Genomic DNA, 16,168 nt, shown 5'->3' with positions numbered 1-16,168 from the left:
GGTCAGTCCTGCGTGGGGTCGCCCTCGGTCGGCTGCGGCATGACCACGGGCACGCCCTCGCCGTCCACCTCGGTGCGGTCACCGGACCACAGCGTGTGGAACGAGCCTTCGCGATCGACGCGCAGGTAGGTGTGGGCGCCGAAGAAATCGCGCTGGCCCTGCACGAGGGCGGCCGGCAGGCGGTCGGCCCGCAGGCCGTCGTAGTACGCCAGGGCCGAGGAGAACACCGGCACCGGCACGCCCGCGGCGACGGCGGTGCCGACCACGCGGCGCCAGGCCGGCAGGGCCTCGGCGATCGCCTGGGCGAACTCGGGGGCGAAGAGCAGGTTGAGCGGCTGGCCGGGGGCGCGGGTGCCCGGCGCCGGGTGGCGGGAGGTGTCGCGGCCGCCGAAGGCCTGCATGATCACGTCGAGCAGGTCGGCGCGGATGATGCAGCCGTCCCGCCACAGCGAGGCGATGGTGCCCAGGTCCAGCGACCAGCCGTACTCCTCGGCGGCGGCGGCGAGCATGTCCATGCCCTGCGCGTAGGCCACGAGCTTGGAGGCGAACAGCGCCTGGCGCACGTCCTCCACGAACGTGTCCGTGTCCTGCGGGGCGCGCTGCGCGTCCTCGTCGACGCCGGCCGCGAGGGTCTCACGGGCGGCCTCGCGCACCGCGCGCTGGGAGGACAGCGAGCGGGCGAAGACGGACTCGGCGATCGCGGCCACCGGGGAGCCGACGTCGAGACCCGAGATCGCGGTCCAGCGGCCGGTGCCCTTCTGCCCGGCCTCGTCCACGATCACGTCCACGAGGGGGCGACCCGTGGCCGCGTCCACCTGGGCGAGCACCTCGGCCGTGATCTCGATGAGGTAGGAGGCCAGGTCGGTCTGGTTCCACGCCGTGAACACCTCGGCCTGCTCGGCGGGCTCGAGGCCGCCCACGCGGCGCAGCAGGTCGTAGGCCTCGCCGATGACCTGCATGTCCGCGTACTCGATGCCGTTGTGGACCATCTTCACGTAGTGGCCGGCGCCGTCCGTGCCGACCCAGGCGCAGCACGGCTCCCCCTCGAACTGCGCGGAGATCTTCTCGAGCATCGGGCCGAGGGCCTCGTAGGACTTCTCCGGACCGCCGGGCATGATCGCCGGACCGTGCAGGGCACCCTCCTCGCCGCCGGAGACACCGACGCCCACGAAGTGCAGGCCCTTCTCGGCGAGGGCCGCCTCGCGGCGGCGGGTGTCCTCGTAATGGGAGTTGCCGGCGTCGATGACGATGTCGCCCTCGTCCAGCAGGGGGACGAGCTGGTCGATGACGGCGTCCACGGGGGCGCCCGCCTTGACCATGATGAGCACCCGGCGCGGCACGGCGAGGGACTGCACGAGCTCGGCGAGCGTCTCCGTCGCCACGAACGCGCCCTCGTCACCGTGCTCGGCCACGAGCTGGTCCGTGCGGGCCCGGCTGCGGTTGTGCAGGGCCACCGTGTAGCCGTGGCGGGCGAAGTTGCGGGCGAGGTTCGCGCCCATCACCGCCAGGCCCGTGACGCCGATGTCGGCGGCGCCGACGGGGACGGTGGTGGTCTGCTCGGTCATCGCGGGTGGCCTCCTGTGGCTCGGACGGTGGGACGGGCCGTGCCGGACACGGACCCGCCCCCCAGCCTACGTCGACCGCGGTCAGTCCCCCACGGCGTCGCGGCCGCGGCGCACGATCAGCGGGTCCGGGGTGCCGACGACCTCGTGGTCCTTGCCCTCGTACTCGAACTGGGACAGGAAGTAGCGCATCGCGTTGAGGCGGGCCCGCTTCTTGTCGTTGGAGCGGATGGAGATCCACGGGGCGTGGTCCGTGTCCGTGTGGAGGAACATGGCCTCCTTGGCCTCCGTGTACGCCTCCCAACGGTCCAGGGACTCGAGGTCCATGGGCGAGAGCTTCCACTGGCGGACCGGGTCGATCTGGCGGATCGCGAAGCGCGTGCGCTGCTCGGTCTGTGTCACGGAGAACCAGAACTTGGTGAGGTGGATGCCGTCGTCCACGAGCATCTTCTCGAACAGCGGCACCTGGTTCATGAAGCGGCGGTACTGCTCGTCCGTGGCGAAGCCCATCACGCGCTCGACGCCGGCGCGGTTGTACCACGATCGGTCGAACAGCACGATCTCGCCCGCCGTGGGGAAGTGCTGGATGTAGCGCTGGAAGTACCACTGGCCGAGCTCGCGGTCCGAGGGCTTGTTGAGGGCCACGACGCGGGCGGTGCGGGGGTTCAGGTGCTCGGTGAAGCGCTTGATGGTGCCGCCCTTGCCGGCGGCGTCGCGGCCCTCGAAGACGATGATGTGGCGCTGGCCGGTGTCCTCGCCCCAGTACTGCAGCTTGAGCAGTTCGATCTGCAGGCGGTACTTCTCCAGCTCGTACTCCTCGCGCGTCATGCGCGTCTCGTACGGGTAGTCCTCCCTCCACGTCTCCACGGCACGGCCCTGCGGATCGATCAGGTCGGGATCGTTGGTGTGGCCGTCCGAGACGGTGTAGCCGCCGTCGCGCAGCTTGTCGATGAACTCGCGGAGGTTCTCGCGGGGGGCGTCGGGCTGCAGCAGCTCCATGGACCGTCTCCTTCACTGGGTGCGTCACCGTGCCCGTCCGTCCCCCTCCTCGGTACGACGGCGGCGGGCCGCGGCCTGTGCTCTGTCCACCATTATGGGCGGGCGGCGGACGAGGAAGCCGGGCCCGGCAGCGCAGCCGCGTGAACAGCAGGTGAACCCTGGGAGGCGAACGGTCGCGGCCCCGGGCCGACGAGAGTCGGCCTGCTCAGCCGCGCGGGCCGACGCCCAGGAGCTCGTCGATCGCCGCGACGGCGGCACGCGCCGCGTCGACGTCGGCGAACTGGGCGACGGCGTCGTCGTACCGGCGGTGCCCGGGAAGCTTGAGGCCGACGGAGGCGCCGTCCGTGGCGGGGAGGATCCAGATCCGGCCGCGCGGCTCGACGTCGCGCTGCTCGGCCACGTCGGCCTCCTCGAACTCGCGGTCGTAGCCGGCCCACTCGACACCGGGCCGCGGGGTGTCGGCGCCGTCGAGGACGTCACGGCCGCCCATGCGCAGACAGGTGACGGACTGCAGGAGCGCGTCCAGGGTGCGGGCGGCGGCCTTGCCGGCCAGCTCGTCCTGGAAGAGGGCGAGGATGGACCATTGCCCGTCCTGGAGGAAGAGCATGGTCTGCTGCGCCTCGCCCCCGGTGATGACGGCGAGGTGACGGGCGGCGCCGTCGGGACGGGCGGGCAGCTTCCAGAAGCCGAGGGGGGTCGCGGACATGCGCTCCACCCTAGTGCGCCCCGGACGCCGACGACGCGCCGCCGCCCGGCCCCTGCCCCGCATCCCGGGTTGAGTTGTCGCGGGTGCGTGGGCCCGTCACCCGCGACAACTCAACCCGGGATGCGGGAGGGTGGGCCGATGGGCCTGCTCCGCGACCTCCTCACCCGCCGCTCCGCCCGCGACCGCTCGTCCGACCCGCCGGCGACGCTCGGCCGGCACCTCGACAACGCCGCGGCGATCGTGGCCGCCGCACGCCGGGCGGACGTGCCCCTCCCGGTGGCGGCGGCCCTGGCCGAGCTCGAGTCCGGTGGCCGGAACGTCTTCGGGCACGACGCCGGCGGCGTGCACAGCGCCCCGCGCGGGACGGACGTCCCCGTGACCCGGGAGCGCTACGAGGAGCTCGTGGCCCGGGTGGCGCAGGGGGAGACGTCGAACGGGGTGGGGCCCGCGCAGATCACGTGGCCGCCGTACTTCGCGCAGGCGGCGGAGCGCGGCCTCCGCCTGTGGGAGCCGGAGGACAACCTGGCCTTCGGGTTGGAGATCCTGCGCGGGCACCTGCGCGGCGACCTCTCCGCGGAGGGGATCGCCCGGGCGGGGACGCTCTACAACGCCGGGACGCTGTCCGACGGGGTCACCGCCTACGGCCGGCGCCTCGCCGCGGCGGCCCGCGCGTGGGCCGAACGCCTGGGCGAGCCCGCCCCGCCGCCGGTCAGGCCAGGTTGACCAACAGCACGTAGGCCAGCGTGCCGGCGGCGATCGAGACCAGGGTCCGCCGCCCGGCCAGCAGATGCACGACGACTGTCACCGCCGCCGCGATCAGCGCGTGGGCCACCCGGGTCCCGTCCACGGGCTCTCCGGGGGCCAGGGCCGCGGCGTCGAGCAGCATCACCAGGGCCAGGACGGTCAGCACGCCGGCGGGCATCCACACCGCCAGCCGCGCGGCGAGCACGGACTCCCGCAGCGGCTGCAGCAGGGCGAACGGCAACGCGCGCAGGCAGAAGGTCACGAGGCCCGCGACGACGGCCGCGGCCACCAGGTACGCGGCGCCGGTCATCGGGGGTCATCCTCGGCGCCGGGCTCGGCGTCCGTGACGGGCCGCTCCCCCGCCGCGGCGACGACGGGCACCTGCCCGGTGACGGGGGCGGGTTCCGGCAGCGGCAGCGCGACGCCGCGCGCGGCGAGCACGTGGAACGCGATCAGCACCGCGGCGTAGAGGGCGAAGGCGACGACGAGCACCTGTGCCGGTGCCAGCAGCAGGGCCACCCCGACGGCGACCGCGGCCGCCAGCACGAGGGGCAGCTGGGCCCGCGTGCGGGCGGCGTCCATGGCGAGCACGATGAAGAGGGCGACGAGCGCGAACTCGAGGCCCTCGACCGGCGCGGGCAGCAGCCACGCGACGGCCACCCCGGCGAGGCCCCCGAGCACCCAGTACGCATGCAGCGCGATCTGCATGGCCACCAGTCGGGGGCCGGTCCAGCCGCGGGGCTGGGCCGCGGCGATGGCGTAGGCCTCGTCGATCAGGGCGCCCATCGAGTAGATCCGCGCGAGGCGCCCCCGGACCACGCGCAGCGGGAAGCTGAACGCATAGAACACGTGGCGGAAGTTCACGAGGAACACCGTCACGGCGATCGTGAGCAGCGGCGTGCCCGCCACCACCAGCGAGACGAGCAGCAGCTCGACGGACCCGGCGAACACGACCACGGAGAACAGGGGTGCGACCCACGCGGGCAGCCCGGCCTGGACCACGAGCATCCCGAAGGCCACGCCCAGGGGGAACAGGCCGAGGCCGGCGCCCAGCGTCACGGCGACGCCGGAGCGCACCTCGGCCCACCGCGAGGGCGGAGCGGAGGCGCGCGAGGACGCTGACGAGGAGCCCATGATGGTGAGCATGGTCTCACACGCGCCCGGCGGGCCGGCGACATGACAGGTCAGGGCGTCACGCCATGTCACGGCCCCGCGATCGGTGCACCCGGAGGGACTCGAACCCCCGACCCTCTCGGTGTAAACGAGATGCTCTGACCGACTGAGCTACAGGTGCCGGTGTCCGTCCAGGCTACCGGTGATCGAGCAGGTCGCGCGTCGCCGCCTCGTGCTCGCCCCGGGTGCGTGCCTGCCCCGGGGCGGCGACCACGCGCGCGGCCTCGACCCCGTCCGCGCCGAGCAGCACGGAGACGCGGCGGGGCCGCCCGGTCTCCGCGTCGAAGACGTCGAGGGCACGGCAGGCCGCGCCGTGGGGCCAGAAATCGGAGAGCAGGGTGAGCGGCTCCGGCAGTGCCAGCTCCTCGCGGACGCGGCGCAGCACGGGGGCGGCGTCACAGGAGACCACGCGGACAGCCACCTCGTCGACCGCCACGTCCCCGGCGAGCGCCCCGAGCCAGCCGAGCTCGTCCGTGCACACCGGCGTGAACGCCCCGGGCAGGAAGACGAGCCACGTGCCCCGCGGCGCGGCCGCGTCCTCGGGCCCGCGCGTCGGCGGCCACGGCCACCTCTGGCCGTGGTCGTCGCGCAGCGCGGGGACGACGTCGGCGCCCCGCGTCCCGCCGGACGGGGGCTCAGCCACCGCGCTTCTGGACGAGCTTCTGAGCGGCCCAGTCCTCGGAGGCGCCGGCCCCGGTGGTGGCGTGCAGGCCCGCGGTGGAGGCGGCCTCGGCGACGTCCGCCGGGCTGACGTGGCCGGGGCGCCCCGTGCGGGGGGTCATGATCCAGACGGGGCCGGCATCGAGGGACCGCTGGGCGTCCACGAGGGCATCCGTGAGATCCATGACGTCGCCGTCGTCCGCGCGCCACCAGAAGAGGACGGCGTCCGCCGGCTCCTGATCGTCCTCGGTCAGCAGCTCCTCGCCCAGGGCGTCCTCGAGCGCGTCACGGAAGGTGAAGTCGACGTCGTCGTCGTACCCCCACTCCTGCACCAGGTCGCCCCTCGAGAGGGCGAGCTCCGCCAGCAGGGCGCTGTCCGTCGAGGTCGGCGTCGACCCAGCCTGCATAGTGTCCGGTCCTCCTTGATGGTGGCGGGCACTGCGGCCCGCGCCGTCGAGCGGGTGATGATGACCACCATACGCCGTGGACGCCGCCGTTCCGGGGCCTCCGGCCGGGCGGACGCGGCGGCTGCGGTCTACTCTGGGGAGGAACAGACGCACTCTCCGGGCGACGCGCCCGGCTCGGCGTCGCGGGCCCGGACCGGATCGTCTGCCCGCAGCCCACCGCGGAGCACCCCTCCGCACGAGAACCAGGAGGCACCGTGAGCGCAGCCGAAGAGAGCTCGCAGATCCGCAGCGGTCTGACCGACCAGCTCCCGGACAAGGATCCCCAGGAGACGTCGGAGTGGATCGAGTCCCTCGACGGACTCATCGAGGAGCGCGGCACGGAGCGGGCGCAGTACATCATGCGCTCCCTCATGCAGCGCGCGAGCGCCCAGTCCGTCGCCCTGCCCTACGTGACCACCACGGACTACGTGAACACGATCCCGGCGGACCAGGAGCCGGAGTACCCGGGCGACGAGGAGCTCGAGCGCCGCTACCGCAACTACCTGCGGTGGAACGCCATGGCCCTCGTGCAGCGCGCCCAGCGCGACGGCGTCGGCGTCGGCGGTCACATCTCCTCCTACGCAGGCCAGGCGACCCTCTACGAGGTGGGCCTGAACCACTTCTTCCGCGGTCAGGACCACCCGGGCGGCGGCGACCACATCTTCTTCCAGGGCCACTCCTCGCCGGGCAACTACGCCCGCGCGTTTCTCGAGGGCCGCCTGACCGAGCAGGACCTCGACGGCTTCCGCCAGGAGAAGTCCCGCCAGGGCCACGCCCTGCCCTCCTACCCGCACCCGCGGATGATGCCGCACTTCTGGCAGTACCCCACCGTGTCCATGGGCCTGGGGCCGATGAACGCCATCTTCCAGGCGCAGACCAACCGGTACCTGCACAACAACGGCATCAAGGACACCTCCGACCAGCACGTGTGGGCCTTCCTCGGCGACGGCGAGATGGACGAGCCCGAGTCGCGCGGTCAGCTGCACGTCGCGGCCAACGACAAGCTCGACAACCTCACCTTCGTGATCAACTGCAACCTGCAGCGTCTCGACGGGCCGGTGCGCGGCAACGGCAAGATTGTCCAGGAGCTGGAGTCCTACTTCCGGGGCGCCGGCTGGAACGTCATCAAGGTCCTGTGGGGCCGCGAGTGGGATCCGCTGCTCGAGGTCGACGACGAGGGCGAGCTCGTGCGCATCATGAACGAGACGCTCGACGGCGACTACCAGACCTACAAGGCCGAGTCCGGCGGCTTCGTGCGCGACCACTTCTTCGGCCGGTCCTCCGTCACCAAGGAGATGGTGGCGGACATGACCGACGACGAGATCTGGGGCCTCAAGCGCGGCGGCCACGACTACAAGAAGGTCTACGCCGCCTACAAGGCCGCCATGGAGCACAAGGGCCAGCCCACCGTCATCCTGGCCCACACCATCAAGGGCTACGGCCTGGGCAAGTCCTTCGAGGGCCGCAACGCCACGCACCAGATGAAGAAGCTGACGGTGGACGACCTCAAGGTGTTCCGGGACCGCCACCGCATCCCGATCTCGGACGAGCAGATCGAGAAGGACCCGTACAACATCCCGTACTACCACCCGGGTGCCGACGCCCCGGAGATCAGGTACATGATGGAGCGGCGCAAGGAGCTGGGCGGCTTCGTGCCGGAGCGGCGCAGCGACTACCACGCGATCCCGCTGCCCCCGGAGTCCGCGTACAAGCAGGCCCGCAAGGGATCGGGCAAGCAGCAGGCCGCCACGACCATGGCGTTCGTGCGCCTGCTCAAGGACCTGATGCGGGACAAGAACATGGGACCGCGCTTCGTGCCGATCATCCCGGACGAGGCCCGCACCTTCGGCATGGACTCGTTCTTCCCGACCGCGAAGATCTACAACCCCAAGGGGCAGAACTACCTGTCCGTGGACCGGGACCTGTTCCTGTCCTACAAGGAGTCCCCGCAGGGGAAGATCTACCACGTCGGCATCAACGAGGACGGCGCCACCGCGGCGTTCAACGCGATCGGCACGGCGTACTCCACGCACGGCGAGCCGATGATCCCGGTGTACATCTTCTACTCGATGTTCGGCTTCCAGCGGACCGCGGACAACATCTGGGCCGCAGGCGACCAGCTCGCGCGCGGCTTCATGATCGGCGCCACCGCCGGGCGCACCACCCTCGCCGGCGAGGGCACCCAGCACATGGACGGTCACTCCCCCGTCCTGGCGTCCACGAACCCGGCCGTGAAGCACTACGACCCGGCGTACTCGTACGAGATCGCCCACATCGTGCGCCAGGGCCTGGAGGACATGTACGGCGACCACGACCGCGGGGACGACGTCCGCAACGTCATCTACTACCTCACGGTGTACAACGAGCCGATCACCCACATCGAGGAGCCCGAGGGCCTCGACGTGGAGGGCCTGCTCAAGGGCATCTACCGCCTCTCCGAGGGCCAGGGCGACGGCCCGAAGGTCCAGCTCCTGGGCTCCGGCGTCTCCGTGCCGTGGGCGCTCGACGCCCAGCGGATCCTCTCCGAGGAGTGGGGCGTGAACGCCTCCGTGTGGTCGGTGACCTCCTACAACGAGCTGTACCGCGACGCCGTCGCGGCGGAGAAGGACGCCCTGAAGGACCCGTCCGCCACCCCGCGCGTGCCCTACGTGACGCAGGCGCTGCAGGGGGCCGAGGGCCCGATCGTGGCCACCTCGGACTACTCCACCTCGTGGACGAACCAGATCCGCCCGTTCGTGCCGAACCGCTTCTCGGCGCTCGGCGCCGACGAGTTCGGCTTCGCGGACACCCGCGCCGCCGCCCGTCGGTACTTCCTCATCGACACCCACTCGATGGTGGTCCGCGCGCTGCAGCTCCTCGAGGAGGAGGGCGAGGTCGAGCGGGGCACGGCCGCGAAGGCGCACGAGAAGTACCGCCTGGACGACGTCAACGCCGGCACCACCGGCATCGCAGGCGGCGACGCCTGACCCGCACGCCGCGGGGAGGCCGACGTCCTCCCGACCCGACGCCGGCCGCCCGCCTCCGCCACGGAGGCGGGCGGCCGGCGTCGTCGCTGTAGGAACCCCACAACACGCGCCTAGGATGAAGCGCATGCCCGAGCCCCGCCCCGCCGCCCCTCGCCCCGTGAGCACCGACGGGCTGGCCCGCCTCCGGAGCCACCTGGGGGCACTGAACACGGCGGTGCTGCAGCGGCTGGACGCCACCCTGCCCTGGTACCGCCGACTCACCCCGGACGAGCGCAGCGCCCTCGGGCTCGTGGCCCAGCGCGCCCTGCAGGGCTTCCTCACGTGGTTCGAGCGGCCCACCTCCACGGGCCACGTCCTGCAGGACGTCTTCGGGCCCGCGCCCACCGATCTCACCCGGGCGATCTCGCTGCAGCGGGCCCTCCAGCTCATCCGGACGATGGTGGACGTCGTCGAGACGCGGGTGCCGGAGCTGCTGGCCGAGCGCGACCAGGCGCCCGTCCGCGAACACATCCTCCACTACTCGCGCGAGGTCGCGTTCGCGCTCGCAGACGTGTACGCCCGGGCCGCGGAGATGCGCGGCGCGATGGACTCGCGGCTCGAGTCGGTCCTGCTGGACGCGGTGCTGCGCGGGCAGGACCCGGACGAGATCCGGCATCGGGCCACGGCGCTGGGCTGGCGTGGGGACCACGACGTGATGGTCATGGCCGGTCTCGCCCCGGGGCAGGACAAGCCCGCGTTCATCCCGGACCTGCGGCGGGCCGCGGCGAGGCTCGACTGCGACCTGCTCGTGGGCGTGCAGTCCGAACGGCTCGTCCTCGTGGTCGGCTCGGTGCGGGACGCGCGGGCGGTGGGCGAGGCGCTCGCGCCCTGGTTCGCGCCGGGACCGGTGATCGTGGGACCCGTCGTGGACTCGCTGGTCTCGGTGCACGTCTCGGCGCGGCACACCCTCGCCGGGCTCAGCGCGGCGGCCGCCCACCCCCGGGCGAGCCGGCCCACCCCGGCGGAGGACCTGCTGCCCGAGCGGGCGCTGCTGGGCGACCCCACGGCCCGGGAAGCCCTCGTGGACGGGGTGTTCACGCCCCTGGCCGACGCCGGCACCTCCCTGCTGGAGACCGTGGACGCGTACGGCGCGCTGGGCCACTCGCTCGAGGGCACGGCCCGCGAGCTGTTCGTCCACGCGAACACGGTGCGGTACCGCCTCAAGCGGGTGGCCGAGGTGACCGGCTGGGACCCGCTGGTCCCCCGCGACGCGTACGTCCTGCAGACCGCGATCACCCTGGGCCGGCTCGCGGGGGCGCGGCCGACGACCGGGACAGGCTCGGACTGAGCCGGGGCGGCGCCCCCCCACTTGTAGAAACCCTCCAAACCGACTCGCCGTGCTTCGTGGCGCGATCTGTCCGGGATGGCGGCCGATCCTGACACGATGGAGGAATGCTTGCCATCGTGTGCCCCGGACAGGGGTCCCAGACGCCCGGCTTCCTCGCCCCCTGGCTCGAGCTGGACGGGACCCGCGACCTGCTCGCGTCCCTCTCCGACGCCGCGGGCGTGGACCTGATCCGCCACGGCACCGAGTCGGACGAGGAGACCATCAAGGACACCGCCGTCGCCCAGCCGCTGATCGTGGCGGCCGGCCTGGTGGCCGCCGCGGCCCTCGAGGCGGACGCCGCCGCACCGAAGTCGACCGTCGTGGCCGGCCACTCCGTGGGCGAGGTCACCGCGGCCGCCGTCACCGGCGTGCTGTCCCCCGCCGAGGCCCTCTCCCTGGTGCGCGTGCGCGCCACCGGCATGGCCCGGGCCGCCGCGGCCACGCCCACGGGCATGGCCGCCGTCGTGGGCGGGGACCAGGACGAGGTCCTCGCGGCCATCGACGCGGCGGGCCTGGCGCCCGCCAATGTCAACGGCGCCGGCCAGATCGTCGCCGCCGGCACCGCGGAGGCCCTCGGCGCGCTCGCCGAGTCCGCCCCCGCCCGCGCTCGCGTGATCCCGCTCAAGGTGGCCGGCGCGTTCCACACGGAGCACATGCGCCCCGCCGTGGACGACCTCGCGGCCCACGTCGCCGGCCTCTCCCCCTCGGACCCGCGCCTGCCCCTGCTGTCCAACCGGGACGGCGAGGCCGTCGAGTCCGGCACGGACGTGCTCGCCCGGATCGTGGACCAGGTCACCCGCCCGGTCCGCTGGGACCTGTGCATGGCGACCATGGCCACGCGGCAGGTCACGGGCGTCCTGGAGCTGCTGCCCGGTGGCACACTGACCGGACTGGCCAAGCGCGGTCTCAAGGGCACCGCGCAGCTCGCCGTGAAGACCCCCGAGGACCTGGACGCCGCGCGGGCGTTCCTGGCCGAGCACTCGGCCTGAACCCCGCGCACCGCCCGGCAGAGAGAAGCACCATGACCGTCACCCTGAAGCAGCACGAGCGCCCCGCGGCCAGCCGCATCGTGGCCGTGGGCGCCTACCGCCCGGCGAACCTGGTCCCCAACGAGGACCTCATCGGCCCTATCGACTCGTCGGACGAGTGGATCCGCCAGCGCACCGGCATCGTCACGCGCCAGCGCGCCACGGCGGAGGAGACCGTGCCCGTCATGGCCGTGGGCGCCGCCCGGGAGGCCCTCGAGCGGGCCGGCCTGCAGGGCTCGGACCTGGACGCCGTGATCGTCTCGACCGTCACCTTCCCGCACGCCACCCCCTCGGCCGCGGCCCTCGTGGCGCACGAGATCGGGGCCACCCCGGCGCCCGCCTACGACGTCTCCGCCGCGTGCGCCGGCTACTGCTACGGCGTGGCCCAGGCCGACGCGCTCGTGCGTTCCGGCACCGCGCGGCACGTGCTCGTGGTCGGCGTCGAGCGCCTCTCCGACGTCGTGGATCCCACGGACCGCTCCATCTCCTTCCTCCTGGGCGACGGCGCGGGCGCCGTGATCGTGTCGGCCTCGGACGAGCCGGGCATCTCCCCCTCGGTGTGGGGCTCGGACGGGGAGCGCTGGTCCACGATCTCCATGACGCACTCGCAGCTGGAGCTCCGCGATGCCGTGGAGCACGCCCGCACCACGGGCGACGCCTCGGCGATCACCGGCGCGGAGGGGATGCTCTGGCCCACGCTGCGCCAGGACGGGCCCTCCGTCTTCCGCTGGGCCGTGTGGTCGATGGCGAAGGTGGCCCGCGAGGCCCTCGACGCCGCGGGCGTGGAGCCCGAAGACCTCGCCGCGTTCATCCCGCACCAGGCCAACATGCGGATCATCGACGAGTTCGCCAAGCAGCTGAAGCTGCCGGAGTCCGTCGTCGTGGCCCGGGACATCGCGGACGCCGGCAACACGTCGGCCGCGTCCATCCCGCTGGCCATGCACCGTCTGCTGGAGGAGAACCCCGAGCTCACCGGCGGCCTGGCCCTGCAGATCGGCTTCGGCGCCGGGCTGGTCTACGGCGCCCAGGTGGTCCGCCTCCCCTGAGGCGGCGCCGTCTGATTCACTGATCACGTACACCCCACACCCCTACCGAAGGAGACGCCCCATGGCTTCCAAGGAAGAGATCCTCGCCGGCCTCGCCGAGATCGTGAACGAGGAGACCGGCCTCGACACCGCCGAGGTGCAGCCGGAGAAGTCCTTCACGGACGATCTGGACATCGACTCGATCTCGATGATGACCATCGTGGTCAACGCCGAGGACAAGTTCGGCGTGAAGATCCCGGACGAGGAGGTCAAGAACCTCAAGACCGTCCAGGACGCCGTCGACTTCATCGACGGCGCCCAGGCCTGATCGGCCCACGACGGCGGCGGGCCCGGTCCGTCCCGTCCCCTCGGTGAGCGCCGGGGGCGCGTGAGCGCCCCCGGCCCCGCCACCCTCGACTTCCGGCACCCCGGCGAGCGCCGCGCGTCGTGCCGACGACTCCCCCTCCGCCCGATCCCCACTCGAGACCCAGAGGCAGCAGACCCATGACCCGCACCGCAGTGATCACCGGCCTCGGCGCCACCACGCCCATCGGCGGCGACGTGCCCACCTTCTGGTCCCACGCCCTGCAGGGCGTCTCCGGTGCGCGCACCATGGAGCACGACTGGGTGGAGAAGTACGAGCTGCCGGTCACCTTCGCGGCCGAGCTGGCCGTGCCCACCTCCGAGGTCCTCTCCAAGGTGGAGCAGAAGCGCCAGGACCCGGCCACCCAGATGGCGACCGTCGCCGCGCGCGAGGCCTGGAAGGACGCCGGCCTCGAGGGCGCGGAGGTCGACGGCGACCGGCTCGCCGTGGCCTTCGGCACCGGCATCGGCGGCGTGTGGACCCTCCTGGACGGCTGGGACACCCTGCGCGAGCGCGGCCCGCGCCGCGTGCTGCCCATGACCGTCCCGATGCTCATGCCCAACGGCGCCGCCGGCGCGCTCTCCCTCGAGTTCGGCGCCCGCGCCGGCGCCCGCACGGTGGTGTCCGCGTGCGCCGCCGGCACCGAGGCGCTCGAGACCGCGCTGCTGCTCATCCGCTCCGGCCAGGCCGACGTCGTGATCTGCGGCGCCGCCGAGGCCGCCGTGCACCCGCTGCCGATGGCCGCGTTCGCCGCGATGCAGGCGCTGTCCAAGCGCAACGACGACCCGCAGGCCGCGTCCCGCCCCTACGACGTGGACCGCGACGGCTTCGTTCTCGGCGAGGGCGCCGGCGTCATGGTGATCGAGTCGGAGGAGCACGCGAAGACCCGCGGCGCCCGCGTGTACGCCGAGCTGGCCGGCGCGGGCGTCAGCTCCGACTCCCACCACATCACCGCGCCCGAGCCCGAGGGCCTGGGCGCGACCCGTGCGATGCGCGCCGCCCTGAGGTCGGCCGACATCACCCCCGAGGACGTGTGCCACGTGAACGCCCACGCGACGTCCACACCCAAGGGCGACGCCCCGGAGTACCTGGCCATGCGGGCCGTGTTCGGCGACCACCTGGACCAGGTGCAGGTCTCGGCCACGAAGTCCCAGACCGGCCACCTGCTGGGCGCCTCAGGCGCGATCGAGTCGATCCTGTCCGTGCTCGCCGTGCACCACGGCCAGGCGCCCGTGACCATCAACCTGGACCACCAGGACCCGGAGATCCCGCTGAACGTGGTCACCGGCTCCCCCGCCCGCCTGCCCGAGGGGCCGCGCGTGGCCGTGAAGAACTCGTTCGGGTTCGGCGGCCACAACGCGGTGGCCGTGTTCCGCAGCGTCTGAGCCGGAGCGCCGCCGGCCGGGCGAAGGCTCAGACAGCGCGGTGCAGCCAGCGCACGTTGGCGTGGGCGGCGGCCAGCCGGAACGGCTCGAGCTCGTCGTCCCAGGCCTCGCCGAGCGCGAGGGAGAGTTCGTGCATCAGCACGCTGGGGTCGCCCGCGCCGGCCTCGTAGGCGTACCGGATGCGATCCTCGGAGACCATGATGTTGCCGGAGACGTCCGTGGTGGCATGGAAGATGCCGAGGTCCGGGGTGTGGGACCAGCGCGAGCCGTCGACCCCGGCGGACGGCTCCTCCGTGATCTCGAAGCGCAGGTGCGGCCAGCCACGCAGGGCGGAGGCCAGACGCGCGCCAGTGCCGGCGGGCGCCGTCCAGTGCACCTCGGCGCGGTGCTGGCCGGGCGCGACCGGCTGACCCTCCCACTCCACCGAGGTCGCGGGGCCGAGCACGGAGCTCAGCGCCCACTCCACGTGGGGGCAGAGGGCGGTGGGGGCGGAGAGGATGTGGACCACGCCGCGGGTTTGGGTGCTGGTCATGGATGCCTCCGGGGGTGCGATGCGGTGCGTCTTCCCCTACGACCACGTCGCGGCTCCGGTGGATCCTGGGGCCATTGTGCACCAGGGATGCCGGGCCGGCAACGAGGCGGTGCGCCGCCGCGCGTGTCGCGGTGGCGCAGTGGAGGGGCCGGGGGCGCTCCGGGGAGGCGTCAGGCGCGTGGGTGGGCCTGCCGGTAGCCCTCGCGGAGGCGATCGATCGAGACGTGCGTGTAGACCTGCGTGGTGCGCAGGGATGCATGGCCCAGCAGCTCCTGCACGCTGCGCAGGTCGGCGCCGCCGTCGAGGAGGTGGGTCGCGGCCGTGTGGCGCAGCGCGTGCGGCCCGCGGGCCGCGGTGTCCCCCAGGCCCTCGAGCGCCCGGTCGACGACGGTGCGCGCCTGGCGCACCCCCAGCCGGCCGCCGCGTGCGCCGAGGAAGAGGGCGGGGCCGGAGTCCGGCCGGGCCAGGCGGGGGCGACCGAGCCGCTGCCACGCCTGGAGGGCGCGGCCCGCGGGTGTGCCGTAGGGGACGGTGCGCTGCCGGTCTCCCTTGCCGGTCAGCCGGACGACGCCGCGGCCGGCCTCGAGGTCGTCCACGTCCAGGGCGGAGAGTTCGGCCACCCGGGCGCCCGTGGCGTAGAGCAGCTCGAGCAGGGCGGCGTCCCGCAGGGCCAGCGCGTGGGCGGCGGGGTCGTCGCCCGCGGCGGCCGCGTCCACACGCTCCTGGGCGGCCGCGAGGAGCCGGGTCGCCTGCTGCTCCTGGAGCACGTGGGGCAGCGTCCCCTCGGGCCGGGGCGAGCGCAGCCGCAGGGCGGGGTCGTCGGAGCGCAGGCCCTCGCGGCGCAGCCAGGCCGTGAAGGTGCGGACGGCGGCCACCCGGCGGGCCAGGGTCGCGCGGGCGAGGCCGGACCCGCTCATGTCCGCCAACCAGCCGCGCAGGTCCTCGATGTCCAGCTCGGGGAGGACGTCCGGTGCGCTGGGCCCGTGGCGAGCGGGAGCATCGTCGTCCACGGGGGGCGTCCCCGCGGTGGCGGCTGTGCCGGCGACGTAGTCGATGAGGGAATGCAGATCGGCGAGGTACGCGCGCACGGTCTGGGGGCTGCGGTTCCGCTCGTGGCGCAGGTGCTCCTCGAACGCCTCGAGCCAGGCCGTGTCCCGGGGCGAGGGGGCGCGCGGGGCCGGGGCGGGACGGACGGAGGACGACGGGGCCATC

Annotated in this window: 16 protein-coding genes and 1 tRNA gene; 7 read left to right on the top strand and 10 right to left on the bottom strand. The window is 73.4% G+C overall.

What is annotated here, in order from left to right; translation table 11 throughout:
• Positions 1 to 2: 2 nt before the first annotated feature.
• From gndA to ACTSKS_RS01375, 3 genes are all read right to left on the bottom strand, one after another.
• Positions 3 to 1,565 (bottom strand): NADP-dependent phosphogluconate dehydrogenase, encoded by a 1,563-nt coding sequence (gene gndA / locus ACTSKS_RS01385; RefSeq protein ID WP_036381289.1) that lies wholly within the window; start codon positions 1,563 to 1,565, stop codon positions 3 to 5.
• Positions 1,566 to 1,646: 81 nt separating this feature from the next.
• On the bottom strand, positions 1,647 to 2,561 hold the full coding sequence (gene ppk2 / locus ACTSKS_RS01380; RefSeq protein ID WP_010078895.1) for a polyphosphate kinase 2: 915 nt from the start codon (positions 2,559 to 2,561) through the stop codon (positions 1,647 to 1,649).
• Positions 2,562 to 2,766: 205 nt separating this feature from the next.
• On the bottom strand, positions 2,767 to 3,267 hold the full coding sequence (locus tag ACTSKS_RS01375; protein WP_041103632.1) for a hypothetical protein: 501 nt from the start codon (positions 3,265 to 3,267) through the stop codon (positions 2,767 to 2,769).
• Positions 3,268 to 3,405: 138 nt separating this feature from the next.
• On the opposite strand from ACTSKS_RS01375, the gene ACTSKS_RS01370 reads away from it, so the two are divergent.
• Positions 3,406 to 3,990 carry a hypothetical protein gene (locus ACTSKS_RS01370; RefSeq protein WP_135039845.1) on the top strand — a complete coding sequence of 195 codons (585 nt, stop codon included), beginning with the start codon at positions 3,406 to 3,408 and terminating at the stop codon, positions 3,988 to 3,990.
• On the opposite strand, the gene ACTSKS_RS01365 is transcribed toward ACTSKS_RS01370, so the two are convergent.
• The 5 genes from ACTSKS_RS01365 to ACTSKS_RS01345 all read right to left on the bottom strand — a co-directional run bounded on the left by ACTSKS_RS01365 (position 3,977) and on the right by ACTSKS_RS01345 (position 6,251).
• Complete coding sequence (locus ACTSKS_RS01365) at positions 3,977 to 4,321, bottom strand: AzlD domain-containing protein (RefSeq protein ID WP_135039844.1); 345 nt, start codon at positions 4,319 to 4,321, stop codon at positions 3,977 to 3,979. The two genes, ACTSKS_RS01370 and ACTSKS_RS01365, sit on opposite strands and share 14 nt — an antisense overlap.
• Positions 4,318 to 5,157 (bottom strand): AzlC family ABC transporter permease, encoded by an 840-nt coding sequence (locus tag ACTSKS_RS01360; RefSeq protein WP_135039843.1) that lies wholly within the window; start codon positions 5,155 to 5,157, stop codon positions 4,318 to 4,320. The genes ACTSKS_RS01365 and ACTSKS_RS01360 overlap by 4 nt, the downstream gene beginning before the upstream one ends.
• 74 nt (positions 5,158 to 5,231) lie before the next feature.
• A tRNA-Val gene (locus ACTSKS_RS01355) sits at positions 5,232 to 5,305 on the bottom strand.
• Positions 5,306 to 5,320: 15 nt separating this feature from the next.
• Positions 5,321 to 5,827 carry a redoxin domain-containing protein gene (locus ACTSKS_RS01350; RefSeq protein ID WP_135039842.1) on the bottom strand — a complete coding sequence of 169 codons (507 nt, stop codon included), beginning with the start codon at positions 5,825 to 5,827 and terminating at the stop codon, positions 5,321 to 5,323.
• Positions 5,820 to 6,251 (bottom strand): DUF3052 domain-containing protein, encoded by a 432-nt coding sequence (locus ACTSKS_RS01345; RefSeq protein WP_135039841.1) that lies wholly within the window; start codon positions 6,249 to 6,251, stop codon positions 5,820 to 5,822. Before ACTSKS_RS01345 ends, ACTSKS_RS01350 begins: the two co-directional genes overlap by 8 nt.
• Before the next feature lie 254 nt (positions 6,252 to 6,505).
• Between ACTSKS_RS01345 and aceE the strand changes: the two genes are divergently transcribed.
• The 6 genes from aceE to fabF all read left to right on the top strand — a co-directional run bounded on the left by aceE (position 6,506) and on the right by fabF (position 14,424).
• Complete coding sequence (gene aceE, locus ACTSKS_RS01340) at positions 6,506 to 9,256, top strand: pyruvate dehydrogenase (acetyl-transferring), homodimeric type (protein ID WP_439884138.1); 2,751 nt, start codon at positions 6,506 to 6,508, stop codon at positions 9,254 to 9,256.
• Between the two features lie 124 nt (positions 9,257 to 9,380).
• Positions 9,381 to 10,583, top strand: a complete 1,203-nt coding sequence (locus tag ACTSKS_RS01335; protein ID WP_036312800.1) for a PucR family transcriptional regulator — start codon at positions 9,381 to 9,383, stop codon at positions 10,581 to 10,583.
• A gap of 104 nt (positions 10,584 to 10,687) precedes the next feature.
• Positions 10,688 to 11,611 (top strand): ACP S-malonyltransferase, encoded by a 924-nt coding sequence (locus ACTSKS_RS01330; protein ID WP_036312804.1) that lies wholly within the window; start codon positions 10,688 to 10,690, stop codon positions 11,609 to 11,611.
• A gap of 32 nt (positions 11,612 to 11,643) precedes the next feature.
• The gene (locus ACTSKS_RS01325; RefSeq protein WP_020624511.1) at positions 11,644 to 12,696 is read left to right on the top strand and encodes a beta-ketoacyl-ACP synthase III; all 1,053 of its coding nucleotides are present in this window, start codon (positions 11,644 to 11,646) and stop codon (positions 12,694 to 12,696) included.
• 61 nt (positions 12,697 to 12,757) lie between these two features.
• Positions 12,758 to 13,003, top strand: a complete 246-nt coding sequence (locus ACTSKS_RS01320; RefSeq protein ID WP_010078906.1) for an acyl carrier protein — start codon at positions 12,758 to 12,760, stop codon at positions 13,001 to 13,003.
• A 176-nt stretch (positions 13,004 to 13,179) separates the two neighbouring features.
• Complete coding sequence (gene fabF / locus ACTSKS_RS01315; RefSeq protein WP_144825294.1) at positions 13,180 to 14,424, top strand: beta-ketoacyl-ACP synthase II; 1,245 nt, start codon at positions 13,180 to 13,182, stop codon at positions 14,422 to 14,424.
• A gap of 28 nt (positions 14,425 to 14,452) precedes the next feature.
• Here fabF and ACTSKS_RS01310 read toward each other — a convergent pair whose 3' ends face one another.
• Positions 14,453 to 14,956: a DUF3145 domain-containing protein gene (locus ACTSKS_RS01310; RefSeq protein WP_020624513.1), complete on the bottom strand. Its 504-nt coding sequence runs from the start codon at positions 14,954 to 14,956 to the stop codon at positions 14,453 to 14,455.
• 170 nt (positions 14,957 to 15,126) lie between these two features.
• Entirely contained in the window at positions 15,127 to 16,167 is a 1,041-nt protein-coding gene (locus tag ACTSKS_RS01305; RefSeq protein WP_020624514.1) for a tyrosine recombinase XerC, read from the bottom strand.
• Position 16,168 lies beyond the last annotated feature (1 nt).

Source organism: Micrococcus sp. TCR-5, assembly GCF_052220525.1.
GTDB classification, from domain to species: Bacteria; Actinomycetota; Actinomycetes; order Actinomycetales; family Micrococcaceae; genus Micrococcus; species Micrococcus luteus.
The sequence above is the reverse complement of the archived record's forward strand: the minus strand, read 5'-3'. Positions and strand labels throughout refer to the sequence as shown.